The sequence below is a fragment of the Gordonia sp. PP30 genome (genome assembly GCF_023100845.1).
Lineage (GTDB): Bacteria > Actinomycetota > Actinomycetes > Mycobacteriales > Mycobacteriaceae > Gordonia.
Map to the genome: position 1 here is coordinate 1,115,220 of NZ_CP095864.1, position 12,524 is coordinate 1,127,743.

General features: G+C 69.1%; 15 protein-coding genes. 8 read left to right on the forward strand and 7 right to left on the reverse strand.

Annotated features, from left to right (window positions below; translation table 11 throughout):
- Window positions 1–9: 9 nt before the first annotated feature.
- Window positions 10–651: a cysteine hydrolase family protein gene (locus MYK68_RS05090; protein WP_247866613.1), complete on the reverse strand. Its 642-nt coding sequence runs from the start codon at window positions 649–651 to the stop codon at window positions 10–12.
- Window positions 652–782: 131 nt separating this feature from the next.
- On the opposite strand from MYK68_RS05090, the gene MYK68_RS05095 reads away from it, so the two are divergent.
- Both MYK68_RS05095 and MYK68_RS05100 read left to right on the forward strand, forming a co-directional pair.
- Window positions 783–1,085 (forward strand): hypothetical protein, encoded by a 303-nt coding sequence (locus tag MYK68_RS05095; RefSeq protein WP_247866614.1) that lies wholly within the window; start codon window positions 783–785, stop codon window positions 1,083–1,085.
- Complete coding sequence (locus tag MYK68_RS05100; protein ID WP_247866615.1) at window positions 1,085–1,300, forward strand: hypothetical protein; 216 nt, start codon at window positions 1,085–1,087, stop codon at window positions 1,298–1,300. The genes MYK68_RS05095 and MYK68_RS05100 overlap by 1 nt, the downstream gene beginning before the upstream one ends.
- Window positions 1,301–1,307: 7 nt before the next feature.
- On the opposite strand, the gene MYK68_RS05105 is transcribed toward MYK68_RS05100, so the two are convergent.
- Genes MYK68_RS05105 through efeU form a run of 4 tightly spaced genes read right to left on the reverse strand, consistent with a single transcriptional unit; the run spans window position 1,308 to window position 5,399 of the window.
- The gene (locus MYK68_RS05105; RefSeq protein WP_247866616.1) at window positions 1,308–1,907 is read right to left on the reverse strand and encodes an NPCBM/NEW2 domain-containing protein; all 600 of its coding nucleotides are present in this window, start codon (window positions 1,905–1,907) and stop codon (window positions 1,308–1,310) included.
- A gap of 42 nt (window positions 1,908–1,949) precedes the next feature.
- Window positions 1,950–3,326, reverse strand: a complete 1,377-nt coding sequence (gene efeB / locus MYK68_RS05110; protein ID WP_247866617.1) for an iron uptake transporter deferrochelatase/peroxidase subunit — start codon at window positions 3,324–3,326, stop codon at window positions 1,950–1,952.
- The gene (gene efeO / locus MYK68_RS05115; protein WP_247866618.1) at window positions 3,323–4,537 is read right to left on the reverse strand and encodes an iron uptake system protein EfeO; all 1,215 of its coding nucleotides are present in this window, start codon (window positions 4,535–4,537) and stop codon (window positions 3,323–3,325) included. The genes efeB and efeO overlap by 4 nt, the downstream gene beginning before the upstream one ends.
- Complete coding sequence (gene efeU / locus MYK68_RS05120) at window positions 4,521–5,399, reverse strand: iron uptake transporter permease EfeU (RefSeq protein WP_247866619.1); 879 nt, start codon at window positions 5,397–5,399, stop codon at window positions 4,521–4,523. The genes efeO and efeU overlap by 17 nt, the downstream gene beginning before the upstream one ends.
- Before the next feature lie 279 nt (window positions 5,400–5,678).
- Here efeU and MYK68_RS05125 point away from each other — a divergent pair, with 279 nt between their 5' ends.
- The 6 genes from MYK68_RS05125 (at window position 5,679) to MYK68_RS05150 (ending at window position 10,473) form a co-directional block, all read left to right on the forward strand.
- Window positions 5,679–6,428, forward strand: coding sequence for a lytic transglycosylase domain-containing protein (locus tag MYK68_RS05125; RefSeq protein ID WP_247866620.1), 750 nt, complete (start codon window positions 5,679–5,681; stop codon window positions 6,426–6,428).
- Between the two features lie 75 nt (window positions 6,429–6,503).
- Window positions 6,504–7,781, forward strand: a complete 1,278-nt coding sequence (gene eno, locus MYK68_RS05130; protein WP_247866621.1) for a phosphopyruvate hydratase — start codon at window positions 6,504–6,506, stop codon at window positions 7,779–7,781.
- Window positions 7,782–7,799: 18 nt separating this feature from the next.
- Window positions 7,800–8,279 carry an FtsB family cell division protein gene (locus MYK68_RS05135; RefSeq protein ID WP_247866622.1) on the forward strand — a complete coding sequence of 160 codons (480 nt, stop codon included), beginning with the start codon at window positions 7,800–7,802 and terminating at the stop codon, window positions 8,277–8,279.
- A complete protein-coding gene (locus MYK68_RS05140; RefSeq protein WP_247866623.1) occupies window positions 8,276–8,785 on the forward strand; it encodes a DUF501 domain-containing protein in 510 nt (169 codons plus the stop codon). Before MYK68_RS05135 ends, MYK68_RS05140 begins: the two co-directional genes overlap by 4 nt.
- A complete protein-coding gene (locus tag MYK68_RS05145) occupies window positions 8,782–9,771 on the forward strand; it encodes a Ppx/GppA phosphatase family protein (protein ID WP_247866624.1) in 990 nt (329 codons plus the stop codon). Before MYK68_RS05140 ends, MYK68_RS05145 begins: the two co-directional genes overlap by 4 nt.
- A gap of 15 nt (window positions 9,772–9,786) precedes the next feature.
- Window positions 9,787–10,473 carry a response regulator transcription factor gene (locus MYK68_RS05150; protein ID WP_247866625.1) on the forward strand — a complete coding sequence of 229 codons (687 nt, stop codon included), beginning with the start codon at window positions 9,787–9,789 and terminating at the stop codon, window positions 10,471–10,473.
- Here MYK68_RS05150 and MYK68_RS05155 read toward each other — a convergent pair.
- Both MYK68_RS05155 and MYK68_RS05160 read right to left on the reverse strand, forming a co-directional pair.
- Window positions 10,437–11,810 carry an ATP-binding protein gene (locus MYK68_RS05155; protein WP_247866626.1) on the reverse strand — a complete coding sequence of 458 codons (1,374 nt, stop codon included), beginning with the start codon at window positions 11,808–11,810 and terminating at the stop codon, window positions 10,437–10,439. The two genes, MYK68_RS05150 and MYK68_RS05155, sit on opposite strands and share 37 nt — an antisense overlap.
- Window positions 11,807–12,496 carry a metal-dependent transcriptional regulator gene (locus MYK68_RS05160; RefSeq protein WP_247866627.1) on the reverse strand — a complete coding sequence of 230 codons (690 nt, stop codon included), beginning with the start codon at window positions 12,494–12,496 and terminating at the stop codon, window positions 11,807–11,809. The genes MYK68_RS05155 and MYK68_RS05160 overlap by 4 nt, the downstream gene beginning before the upstream one ends.
- Window positions 12,497–12,524 lie beyond the last annotated feature (28 nt).

The window sequence follows — 12,524 nt, forward strand, 5'->3', positions numbered from 1 at the left end:
AAACGCAGTTCACCGCGTCGGAAGCGCCGCCCGGGCATCGGCGACGTCGAACATCTGCACGCCGATCAGGGCGAGGTCGGCGAGACGCCCGGGCGTCACCTGCGAGGTCGCATCGGCGACCAGCACAGTGCGGAAGTCGCGCTCGGACGCGTCGAACAGGGTGGCGCGCGGGCAATTCGGGAGATTGCAGCCCGCGACGACGATGGTGGTGACACCGCGTCGGCGAAGTTCGCCGTCGAGCGGTGTGCGGTGGAACGCCGACCACCGCGGCTTGTAGAGCGCGTACTCCTCGAGGCCGAGCCGCTGCAGCCGTCCGGCGCGAAGCGCCGGCCAGTCGAGCTCTGGGGAATCTCGGGGCAACAGTGCGCCGGGGATCCGTGCACCCTCGGTACCAGGTGCGACGACCTCGGCGCCCGCCTCGATGGATGCGCGGCGGATCAGGTCGACGTCGTGCTCGCCGGGCGTGTACGACCGCGCGACATGGAAGATCGGCCTTCGCGCGGCCCGAAACCGTCCCACGAGGCCGGCCATCGCCGGAAGCGATTCCGCGGTGCCCGGGATAGGTGTTGCGCCGTCAACGAAGTCGTTCTGGACGTCGATCATCACCAGAGCGGAATTCGGCCAGTCGGGCGAGAGGTAGTCGTCGGGCATGGCGCCAGTATCCGCCTGCCGGGTGGCCTGTGGACAGCGGACTCACACTGGACCGACCCTGTGGACAGCCCGGCGCGGCTCGGTGCGCGGCGTTCTACGGTGAGTAGATCGTCGGAGGAAGGGGGAAGGCGATGCCGGCGCAGGCGTGGGTGACATTGATCGTCGGGGTGGTCGGCTTCGGCGGGGTTGCGGCGGGACTGTTTCAGCGGACCTATGCGGATCGGCGCGCTGAGTGGTGGCGCCGGGCGGCGTGGGCGGCGGATCACGTGCTGTCACGAGAGGCCGAGGCGATCTCAGTCGGCTTGGAGGTCCTCGAGGTGCTCCAAGACTCCAAGTTGGCGACGAATGCCGATCGTGTCCTGCTCGACCGTTGGGTAGGATCGATGAAGGCCCCGGATGACCCGTGTGGCCTCCGGAACGACGGGACAGTCTGATGGCGGACCCACACGCGCTCTCGGTCGAAGAACGACGGGCCTACGCTCGTGAGATCGAGCGTAAGAAGGCTCGCATCATTGTCATCGGCCGGATCAAGAACGGCCAAGAGGTCGATCCCGAACTGCTCGCGCTTGCGGACTTCTCGCCCGACGAAATGCCGAAGCGTGCCGGACGATTATGGCGCTTCTTCTTCGAGCGCAAGCAGTTCGTCTAATTGCCACCTATTTCCCGGCGGTGAGTGTCGCACCGACGAAGGCGCCATAGGGCAGGTCCGATGTCGAGCAGTCGCCGGCGATCGAGATGGCGCTGACGGTCAGGATCTTCGCGCCCTTGAGATCGATCGTCACCGGAGTCGGGTCGGTGCCCGCGGTCAGCTGAACGCGGTGCACGGTCTTACCGTCGACCACGAAGTCGACCCGCGCCTCGACGCGGGCGGGCGTCGGATCGGCCAGCACGAGGTCGCCGGTCAGGGAGGCGAAGTCGTCGTCCAGGTCGTAGGTCGCGGTGGCTGGTGTGCCGTCGCAGCCGATCCAGATGCCCGTCGCCTCCACCTTCTGGCCGTCGACCTGCTGGTCGACGCGCGTGCCGGTCTGGCCAGCGGCGCTCGCCGCGTCGAGTCGCGCGTACAGGGGCGTGGTGGTGGCCGTCGCGGTGCTGCTGGTCGACGACGACACGCTCACCGCGGAGACGGCGGCGCTGGGCTGAACGGAGGCGACCGCGGACGCCGACGACGTGGCCGCCGGCTCCTGGCCGGAGGTGGTGCACGCCGTTGCGGTGAGCAGTAGCGCCGCGGCGGCGACAACGAGGAGTGACCGGTTCACGAGTATTGAGAATAGCCACCGGGCCGGTGCTCGCGTGCCGGACTACGCGAAGAGGTGCTGGCCCCAGTACTCGCCCGGCTTCAGGCCCGGCGGGACGGCGAAGTGCGCGGACGCGTTCGGGATCAGGTATTCGGTCATCGCGTCCTTACGCGAGATGTCCTGCTGCATCGGGATGAACTGCTTGTGCGAGTCCCGATTGAACGCGATGAAGAACAGCCCGGCGTCGAGATGGCCGAAGCCGTCGGACCCGTCGGTGAAGTTGTAGCCGCGGCGCAGGATCCGGACCCCGCCGCGATTCTGCGGATTGGTGATCGCCACATGGGAGTTCCGCGGAATCATCGGTGCGCTGCCGGTGCTGATCTGGAAGTCGGGGGTGTCGAACTCGTTCTCCTGCCCGAGCGGCGCCCCGGCCCGCTTGGTGCGCCCGATGATGTCCTCCTGCTCCAGCAGGTTCGCGCGGTCCCACGGCTCGATGTCCATCCGGATACGCCGGGTCACCAGGTAGCTGCCGCCGGTCATCCACTGCGCGGCGGGCGGGTTGTCGTCCTCCGACACCCACACCCATTTGCCCAGGTCATCGGTCTCGTCGGACCGGATGTTGTTGGTGCCGTCCTTGAAACCGAACAGATTTCGCGGGGTCTCCTGCGATCGGGTGGTGGCCGACGTGCGGCCGAAACCGAGCTGCGACCAGCGCACGGAGACGATGCCGACACCGATCCGGGCCAGATTGCGGATGGCGTGCACGGCGACCTGCGGGTCGTTGGCGCACGCCTGGATGCAGATGTCGCCGTAGCTGCGCAGCGGCTCGATCTTCTCCGCGGCGAAGGCCGGCAGGTCGGTCAGGCCCGCCGGCTTGCGGGCGGCCAGCCCGAACCGGTCTTTGCGGTCGGGATAGGCGGCACTCGGGCCGAACAGGCCCGGCCCGAAACCGATGGTCAAGGTCAGATGCGCGGGCGAGAGTCCCAGGGCCTCGCCGGTGTCCGACGGCGGAACGTAGTCGCCCAGGCCGGTGGCGCCGTCCGGCGACACTTCCTCGCCGCGCGTCATCCGCTCGGCGGCGACGGTCCACTTCTGCAGCAGATCGACGACGGCGGCGCGGTCGTCGGTGACGACGTCGAACGCCGCGAAATGGAGCCGGTCCTGCGCCTCGGTGACGATCCCGGCCTGGTGGGTGCCGCGGAAGGGGACCACCTGGTCGCCGTGCGGGCCGCTGTCGGTGCGGCCGACCGCCCAGCCGCCGGCGAATCCGGCGGCGGCCAGGCCGGCACCGGCCCCCGCCGCACCGAGGACGGTGCGGCGGGAGACGGTGGACTTCTCCGCTGCGGGCTTCGACCCGGTCTCGGTCGGCGAAGTATCCGCTGCGGGCTTCGCCTCGGCCTCGGCGAGCGCCTCGGCCGGCTCAGTCGGCGGGACGGTCACTTCGGCATGACGACGCCCGGCACCTGCGAGAGCGTCGCCGACAGTGCGTCGATCTTGTCCGAGAGCTCCTTGCGGGTGGCCTCGGGGACCTTGTCGTACGAGATGAAGCCGTCACCCTCGCGCAGGGCGTCGATGGCATTGCGCACGTCCGCGAACTGCGCGGTGATCTTGTCCATCAGCGCGGGGTTCTTGGCCGAGATGATCGGCTGCATCTCCGCGATCAGCGTCTCCGCGCCGTCGACGTTGGCCGCGAAGTCCCACAGGTCGGTGTGGCTGTAGCGATCCTCCTCGCCGCCGACCTTGGTCGCGGCGATCTCGTCGATCAGCGCCTGCGGGCCCTGGACGAACATGCGGGTGTCGAACTCGAAGTCCGGCTTGGTGACCTCGGCCTGCAGGGACTTGACGTCCTTGAGGAGCTGGTTGGCCGCCGCGGTGATGTTCTCCTTGGTGTCGTTCTTCTTGGCATCGTCGGCGTCGGCCGGTGCGATCTGGCCCGGCGCGTCACCGATCTCGTCGGCCTTCGGCGGCCACAGGTAGCGCTCGAGGCGGTGGAAGCCGGTGAACGGCTGCTTGCCGTCCTCGGTGTCGTCCCACCGCATGTCGATCGCCGGATCGAGGTTCTGGAAGCTCTCGGCGACGGGCTCGACGCGCTCGTAGAAGGTGCGGGTGCGGCCGAACTCGGCGCGCGCGGCGTCGAGGTCGCCCGAATTGACGTGATTGACGAGGACCTCGGTCTGGGCCACGAGCGCGTCGACCTGGCCGCGGACGTAGTCGAGGTAGCGGGCCTTGGCCTGCGTGACGTCGGCCGGTGCCTGCGACTTGTCCTTCTTCTCGCCGGTCACGTTGATCTTCTGCCGGATGCCGGTGCCGACCATGCCCGGCTTGCAGGCCACATCGTAGGTGCCCGGCTCGGTGATGTCGACGGTCAGCTTCCCCTTGAGGCCCGGGCCGATGTTCTCGACCTCGCCGAGCACGCGGTTGTTCTTGCCGAAGACGTAGAACTCGGTGATCTTCTTGCCGTTGTTGGTGATGGCGAAGCTCACCTCGCCGGTCTTCGCGTCGGTGGTCGCCAGCTCGCACTTGTCGTCGGTCGACGTGACGGCGATGGCGTCGCCGCCGGACTTGGACTCGCACGCCGTCAGTACCAGTGGCGTGGCGACGGCGAGCCCGACCAGGGCGGGGATGCGCAGGGACTTAGACAGTGGCGCCATCGGCGACTTCCTTTCGGGAGGGCGTCCTGCCACGCAGCAGGAACAGGGGGGTGACGATCGCGACGTAGAGGATCCAGGCGATGACCTGCAACCACGACGGGTTGGGAGAGAAGTTGAAGATGCCGGAGAGGATCACGCCGTACCAGGAACTGGCGTCGTAGGTCGCGCTGATGTCATAGGCGACGGCGCCGTGCCCCGGCAGCCAGCCGTACACCTGCAGCGCATGCACCCCGTACGACAGGATGCCGGCGGCGACGATCACCAGGAACAGTCCGGTGTAGGTGAAGAACTTGCTGAAGTTGATGCTGATCGCGCCGTAGTAGAGGAGCGCGGTCAGCAGTGCGGCGATCAGGATGCCGAGCAGCAGCCCCATCAGCGGCCACAGTCCGCCGGAGACGCTCTCGGCGTAGCCGACCATCAGCAGCGCGGTCTCGAAGCCCTCGCGCCCGACGGCAAGGAAAGCCAGACCGAACACCGCGATGCCGCCGATCTCCAGTGCCGAACTCAGGCCCGACTTCAGATCACCGGAGATGTGCGCCGATGCTTTACGCATCCACAGCAGCATCGACGTCACGATCACCACGGCGACCAGGGAGGCGATGCCCGCGATCAATTCGGCGGTGAGACTGGAGATGGTCGACGTCCCGAACTGGATGATCAGGAAGGTGCCGATGGTCATCGTGAGGGCGGCGGCGACGCCGGCCCAGATCCACTTGAGGGCATCGCGCCGATCGGACTTGGCGGCGAAGGCGATCAGCACCATCACGACGATTCCGGCTTCCAGTCCCTCACGGACGCCGATCAGGCCGCTGCCGAACATCTGCGTCACGACCGAGGGCGTGCCCTCTGCGAGGATGGTCATACTGTTCTCTCGTCGTTCGGTGGCCTCTTGCCTTAGCCAGTCCTAATTTTGGACAGGCTTACAATAGCGCGCGCTCAGCCCGGGTGAACAATGCGAAGCTTGGGAAACGCTGAAGACGGGCCGTTGGTCCCGGCCTCGGTCGCACGTGTGAGCGCGCAGGTGAGTGCTGTCCCGTCACTTCCGGGAACTCTTGCACGACTTGCGTCGTTACCCCCTTGGTATGGCAGTCTTCCCCGTCGGGGCGGAGCCGTGTCCGCCGCACCGAGAGGAGAGCCGCCGATGCCGGTACGCACGACGCTGCGCCGACGTCTGGCGGCTCCGCTGATGCTGGGCGCGGTCGCGTTGACCAGCACCGCGTGTATCTCGATGCCGTGGAGCAAGCCCGACATCCCCGAGGGCATTCCCCCGGGCGGCGGTGTGCAGCAGCCGTACATCGACATTCAGGCGCCGGGCCGGACCGCGGACAAGATGCACGAGTGGGCGGTCCCGATCGCCGACGCCACCGGCATCCCGGTGACCTCGCTCGAGGCCTACGGCAACGCCGCGGAGATCCAGCGTCAGCAGCACCCCGAGTGCGGCATCACCTGGACCACCATCGCCGGCATCGCCGGGGTGGAGAGCAAGCACGGCACCCACCGGGGTTCCACCGTCGCCCCCAACGGCGACGTCCGGCCCAAGATCCGCGGCATGGTGCTCGACGGCACCAACGGGAACTGGGAGATCAAGGACACCGATCACGGCAAGCTCGACGGCGACGCCAAGTACGACCGCGCGATGGGCCCGTTCCAGTTCATCCCGGAGACCTGGCAGCGTTTCGGCGTCGACGCCAACGGCGACGGCAAGGCCGACCCGGACAACATCGACGATGCCGCGCTGTCCGCGGCGCGCTATCTCTGCGTCTCCTCAGGTGGCGACATGACCACCGCCAAGGGCTGGGAGAAGGCGATTCTCACCTACAACAACTCGATGAACTACGTGATCCGGGTGCGCAACTACGCCAATGCGTACTCCGTCAACGTCCGTTACTGACCTCCATTAGGCTGAGGCCGTACCCGTCGGCGAATTCTTCGGCGCCGACATCCAACCCGGCGAATGGGGCGAGCAGTGGCAATCATCGAGCAGGTAGGCGCGCGGGAGATCCTGGACTCGCGCGGTAACCCGACCGTCGAGGTCGAGGTTCTTCTGGAAGACGGCACGTTCGCGCGCGCGGCGGTCCCGTCGGGCGCGTCGACCGGTGAGCACGAGGCCGTCGAGCTGCGGGACGGCGGCGAGCGCTACGGCGGCAAGGGCGTCACCAAGGCCGTGGAGGGCGTGCTCGACCAGATCGCCCCCGAGGTGATCGGCATCGACGCCGACGACCAGCGCATCCTGGATCAGACCCTGGTGGATCTGGACGGCACCCCGGACAAGGGCCGGCTGGGCGCGAACGCCACGCTCGGCGTCTCGCTGGCCGTCGCCCGGGCCGCCGCCGAGTCGGCCGGCCTGCCCCTGTTCCGTTACGTCGGCGGCCCGAACGCCCACATCCTGCCGGTTCCGATGATGAACATCATCAACGGCGGCGAGCACGCCGACAACGGCATCGACTTCCAGGAATTCATGATCGCGCCGATCGGTGCGCCGACCTTCAAGGAGTCGCTGCGCTGGGGTGCCGAGGTGTACCACTCGCTCAAGTCGGTGCTGCACGCGCAGGGCCTGAGCACCGCGCTCGGCGACGAGGGCGGCTTCGCCCCCGACCTGCCGGGCACCGACGCCGCCATCGAGGTGATCGCCAAGGCGGTCGAGAAGGCCGGCTTCACCTTCGGCAGCGACATCGCCATCGCGCTCGACTCGGCGTCGACCGAGTTCTTCTCGAACGGCAAGTACACCCTCGAAGGCAAGCAGCTCGACGCCGCGCAGATGGTGTCGGTGTACGAGAAGCTGGTCGCCGACTTCCCGATCGTCTCGATCGAAGACGGCCTCGCCGAGGACGACTGGGACGGCTGGGCCGCGCTGACCGAGGCCATCGGCGACAAGGTGCAGCTGGTCGGCGACGACCTGTTCGTCACCAACCCCGAGCGACTCGAGGAGGGCATCGCCAAGGGCATCGCGAACGCCCTGCTGGTCAAGGTGAACCAGATCGGCACCCTCACCGAAACGCTCGACGCCGTCGCGCTGGCCCACAACAGCGGCTACAAGACGATGATGAGCCACCGCTCGGGCGAGACCGAGGACACCACCATCGCCGACCTGGCCGTCGCGTGCAGCTGCGGTCAGATCAAGACCGGCGCCCCGGCCCGCAGCGAGCGCGTCGCCAAGTACAACCAGCTCCTGCGCATCGAGGAGGGACTGGGCGACGCCGCGCGCTACGCCGGTGACCTGGCGTTCCCGCGTTTCAACGTGTGAGCGTGATTAGCTAGACGCATGGTGACGAACGAGTCCGGGTACCCCGAAGGCGAGAATGAGACCCCTCATTCGGCCTCGAGTGCCCGGGCTCGCTCGGCCGTTTCCACGCTGTGGCAGCGCGTCGCATCGGTCAATTCCACGCGGGCCTTCGCGCTGACGGTGGTCGTGATCCTGGTGGCACTGACGCTGGTCGTGCCCATCCGCACGTACCTCTCGCAGCGTTCGGAGATGAGCCGCTTGCAGGCGCAGAACGTCGAGCTCTCCAAGGAGATCGCCGACTACCAGCGCAAGGTGACCGAGCAGAACGATCCGGCCTGGATCGAGGCGCAGGCCCGCGAACGACTGCAATACGCGATGCCGGGGGAGAAGACCGTCGTGCTGACCTACCCGTCGCGGGAGAAGCAGAAGGCCGAAGAGAAGAAGGCGCGCGAATACGCCGCCAACCCCTGGTACCAGAATCTGTGGGACTCGCTGTCCACACCGCCGGAGGACAAGTGACCGTTCCCCAGTCTCAGCTCGACGTCATCGCCGCCCAACTGGGCCGGGAGCCGCGGGGGGTGCTGGAGGTCAGCTACCTCACGCCCGACGGCCAGCCCGCCGTGGTGAAGACCGCTCCGCGCCTGCCCGACGGCACGCCCTTCCCGACGCTCTTCTACCTGACCGACCCGCGGCTGACCGGGGCGTGCAGCCGCCTCGAATCCGGTGGCGTGATGCGGGAGATGTCCGAGCGCCTGACCGACGACGCCGAACTCGCCGCCGCGTACCGCGCCGCGTACGAGAGCTACCTCGCCGAACGTGACGCCATCGAATCGCTCGGCACCGACTTCGCCGGCGGCGGCATGCCGGACCGGGTCAAGTGCCTGCATGTGCTGGTGGCTCATTCCCTGGCGAAGGGGCCCGGGGTCAACCCGCTCGGCGACGAGGCCGTCGCTCTCCTCGCCGACGAGGAGGGCCTGCGCGGCACGGCGGTGCCCGCCGACTGGCCGGTGCGGGCCGCGCGATGACGCGTGTCGGGGCCGTCGACTGCGGTACCAACTCGATCCGGCTGCTGATCGCCGACGACGCCGGGGACGGCGCGCTCACCGACGTGGTGCGCGACATGGTGATCGTGCGGCTCGGCGAGGGCGTGGACGAGACCGGCCGGTTCACCACCGAGGCGATCGGCCGCACCCGCGACGCGCTCGACGGCTACGTCGAGGCGATGCGCACCCACGGCGTGACGCGAGTGCGGATGGTCGCGACGTCGGCCACCCGTGACGCGAGCAACCGGGACGACTTCTTCACGATGACCGCGGAACTGCTCGGCCGGGTCGCACCGGGTGCGGTCGCCGAGGTGATCTCCGGTGACGAGGAGGCGGCGCTCTCGTTCCGCGGTGCCGTCGGGGACGTTTCGACAAGCTCAACGGGCGAGGGGACAAGCTCGTCGGGCGAGGGCACAAGCTCGACGCGCGAGGGGAGCGGGCCGTTCGTGGTCACCGACCTCGGCGGCGGCAGCACCGAGATCGTCATGGACTCCGCGGCCTACTCGTCGAACATTGGCTGCGTCCGGCTCACCGAGCACTGCCTGCACTCCGATCCGCCCACCCCGGCGGAGGTCGACGCCGCCGAGGCCTTCGTCGCCGAGCGCCTGGCCTCCGCGTTCGCCGCGGTGCCGCTGGAGAAGGCCCGCACCTGGGTCGGGGTGGCCGGCACCCTCACCACGCTCGCCGCGCTGAACCTCGGTCTGGAGCACTACGACTCCGAGAAGATCCACCTGTCGCGCCACCCGATCGCGTCGATCGAACGGATCTGCCGGGAACTGGTCGCCATGCCGCGCGCCGAGCGGGCGGCCCTGGGCCCCATGCATCCCGGCCGCGTCGACGTGATCGGCGGCGGCGCCCTGGTGACGCTGGCGCTGGCCCGGGAGTTCTCCCGCCGCGCGGGGATCGACGAGCTCGTGGTCTCCGAGCACGACATCCTCGACGGCATCGCCCTCGGCCTGCTCGACTGAACGGGCCCCGGGCGGATGCGGATTCTCCTGGCCGACGACGATGAGAAGATCGCCGAGGCGGTGCGCCGGATCCTGGTGGCCGAGGGCTGGGTGGTCGACGTGGTCGGCAACGGCGCGGATGCCGTCGACCGCGCGTGCCGCCGCACCTACGACGTCCTGATCGTGGACATCATGATGCCGGTGCGCAACGGGTACGAGGTGCTTCGCGACATCCGGCAGGCGCAGGTGTGGACCCCGGTGCTGATGCTGACCGCCAAGACCGGCGAGTACGACCAGGCCGATGCGTTCGATCTCGGGGCCGACGACTACCTGACCAAGCCCTTCTCCTTCGTGGTGCTGCTGGCGCGGCTGCGCGCGCTGGGCCGCCGGTCCGCCGTCGTGCGCCCGGCGGTGCTGACCGCGGGGGACCTGTCGCTCGACCCGGCCGCGCACATCGTCCGGCGCGGGGAGACCGAAATCGACCTGACGCCGAGGGAGTTCGCGGTGCTGGAGTACCTGATGCGCCACAAGGGCGAGGCGCTCGCCCGGGCGCGGATCGTCGGCGCCGTCTGGGATTCCAGCTTCTCCGGATCGGACAAGATCGTCGAGGTCTACGTCAGCTACCTGCGGCAGCGCATCGACCTGCCGTTCGGGCGGCGGACCATCGAGACGGTCCGCGGCGTCGGCTACCGCCTCGCCGCCGACGGTGGCGCCTCCGCCTGAGCCGCGGCCAGCGGCAGCGTGAGGTCGATCCGCGTGCCGGACTCGCTGGGGACCACCGCGACGTGGCCACCGTGCGCACCGGCGATCTCCGCGACGATCGCCAGACCGAGGCCGGTTCCCCCGGCCCGTCGCTCGCGAGCCGCGTCCAGCCGCACGAACCGGCCGAAGATCCGGGCGCGGTCGGCGTCGGGGATTCCGGGGCCGTCGTCGATCACCGAGACGACGACGGTCCGGGCGCCGTCGTCGACGCGCATGAGAAGGGCGACGCGGTCCTCGGCGTGCTGCATCGCGTTGTCGGTGAGATTACACAGTGCGCGGCCGAGCTGCGCCGCGTCGCCGCGCACCCGCGCGGCGACGATGTCGACCTCGAGATCGAGCGCGCTGACGTGCCGCAGGCGCTCGACCTCGGTGAGGACCAGATCGTCCAGATCGAGGAGGATGTCGCGGCGAGCGACACCGCGCTCGTCCGCACGGGCCAGGAACAGCAGGTCGGCGATCAGTTGTTTGAGCCGCAGGGCCTCGGGGAGCACGACGGTGTGGACGGTCGCGGCGTCGACACCCCGGTCCCCGGCTGCCGCGGGTTCGACGATCCCCAGGATCGACGTCAGCGGGCTGTTGAGTTCGTGTGAGGCGTCGTTGACGAACTGGGACTGGCGCTGCCGGGAGGCTTCGAGGCGGGCGAGCATCTCGTTCATCGTCCGGGCGAGGGAGTCGATCTCGTCGCCGGTGCCGGGGACGGGCAGCCGGTGCGACAGGTCGCCGCCGGTGATCTCCGCGGCATGCGACCGGAGGTCTTCGACCGGCCGGAGGGTCCGTCCGACCAGGTGGTAGGTGAGCCAGCCGACCCCGGCCACGATGAGCGGGAACGCGAAGCAGCAGAGGGCGACCACCGTGATGACGGTCCGCTCGATCCGGTGCCCGGCGAAGGCGACGATCACCGTGTAGTCGCCGCCGGCCGGGCTGCGCGCGCCGGCGATGGTCGCCCGGTAGTCGCTGCCGAAATCGGCTTCGAGATGCCCGCGCCGTTCGACCACCCCGGGCCGCACCGGAAAGGCGAGGGCCACATGGAATTCGGTGGCCGAGCTGCGGACCACCCGGCTGCTGGAGTCGATGATCTGGACGATGTCGATGTCGTCGTCGGGCCGCATCATCGCGGTGGTGACGGCGGGCATACCGCCGGCTTCCAGCGCGCCGGTGAGCTGCTCGGCGCGGGCCAGCCCGGCGCTGGTCGCGGACTCGGTGAGGATGTGATTGAGCGCCAGCGACAGACCTGCGCCCGCGATGCCGAGCGCCACCGCGACCAGCAGGGTGGCGATCAGCGTCAGCCGGAACCTCATCGGCCGGCCATCACGTCCAGACGTACCACGTGAGCCAGGCTAGTCGGCAGGTCGATCCGGGACAGCCCGCGGAGCTCGTAGCCGCCGTCGGTGACGGTCACCCGGACCTGCGCGCCGGGGACGATCCCGGCCGAGACCAGCTGGGCGACGAGGGCCTCGTCGTCCTGGGCGTCCTCGGAGATCCATCGGACGGCCACCGGGAGGGTCGCGCCGGGCGGCCCGAGCTGAGCGAGCGACGCGGGTTCGGGCCCGGGATCGGCTGGACACACGCCGAGTTCATCGAGCGCCGGAATCGGATTGCCCCACGGGGAGAGATACGGCGCGTCGAGCTGGTCGACGATGGCCCGTTCGGTCGCGGTGGCGAGGGCGTTCGACCACGTGACGGCCTCATGGTGCGCGAGCGCCGCGGGCACCTTCAGGACGTCGGTCAGCAACCGCTCGGTGAGACGGTGCCGCCGGACCAGGGCGGCGGCGACCCGATCGCCGTCCTCGGTCAATTCGAGGTACTGCTCGTCGCGCAGGCGGACCAGCCCGGCGTCGACCATCCGGCCCACGGTCTGCGTCACCGTCGGTCCCGCCAGTCCGAGGCGATCACGAATCCGCGCGCGCCGCACCGGGATCCGGTCTTCGCGGAGGTTGTAGATGGTCCGTAGGGCAGCGCCTACCGACGGAGACACGTCGGACACCGGCTCGACTTTACGGACCCAGCGACAT

Coding starts and splice junctions, on each gene's coding strand:
- MYK68_RS05100 (WP_247866615.1), top strand. CDS start 1,085: ATGGCGGACCCACACGCGCTCTCGGTCGAAGAACGACGGGCCTACGCT.
- MYK68_RS05090 (WP_247866613.1), bottom strand. CDS start 651: ATGCCCGACGACTACCTCTCGCCCGACTGGCCGAATTCCGCTCTGGTG.
- MYK68_RS05125 (WP_247866620.1), top strand. CDS start 5,679: ATGCCGGTACGCACGACGCTGCGCCGACGTCTGGCGGCTCCGCTGATG.
- efeU (WP_247866619.1), bottom strand. CDS start 5,399: ATGACCATCCTCGCAGAGGGCACGCCCTCGGTCGTGACGCAGATGTTC.
- MYK68_RS05095 (WP_247866614.1), top strand. CDS start 783: ATGCCGGCGCAGGCGTGGGTGACATTGATCGTCGGGGTGGTCGGCTTC.
- MYK68_RS05150 (WP_247866625.1), top strand. CDS start 9,787: ATGCGGATTCTCCTGGCCGACGACGATGAGAAGATCGCCGAGGCGGTG.
- efeO (WP_247866618.1), bottom strand. CDS start 4,537: ATGGCGCCACTGTCTAAGTCCCTGCGCATCCCCGCCCTGGTCGGGCTC.
- MYK68_RS05145 (WP_247866624.1), top strand. CDS start 8,782: ATGACGCGTGTCGGGGCCGTCGACTGCGGTACCAACTCGATCCGGCTG.
- MYK68_RS05155 (WP_247866626.1), bottom strand. CDS start 11,810: ATGAGGTTCCGGCTGACGCTGATCGCCACCCTGCTGGTCGCGGTGGCG.
- MYK68_RS05135 (WP_247866622.1), top strand. CDS start 7,800: ATGGTGACGAACGAGTCCGGGTACCCCGAAGGCGAGAATGAGACCCCT.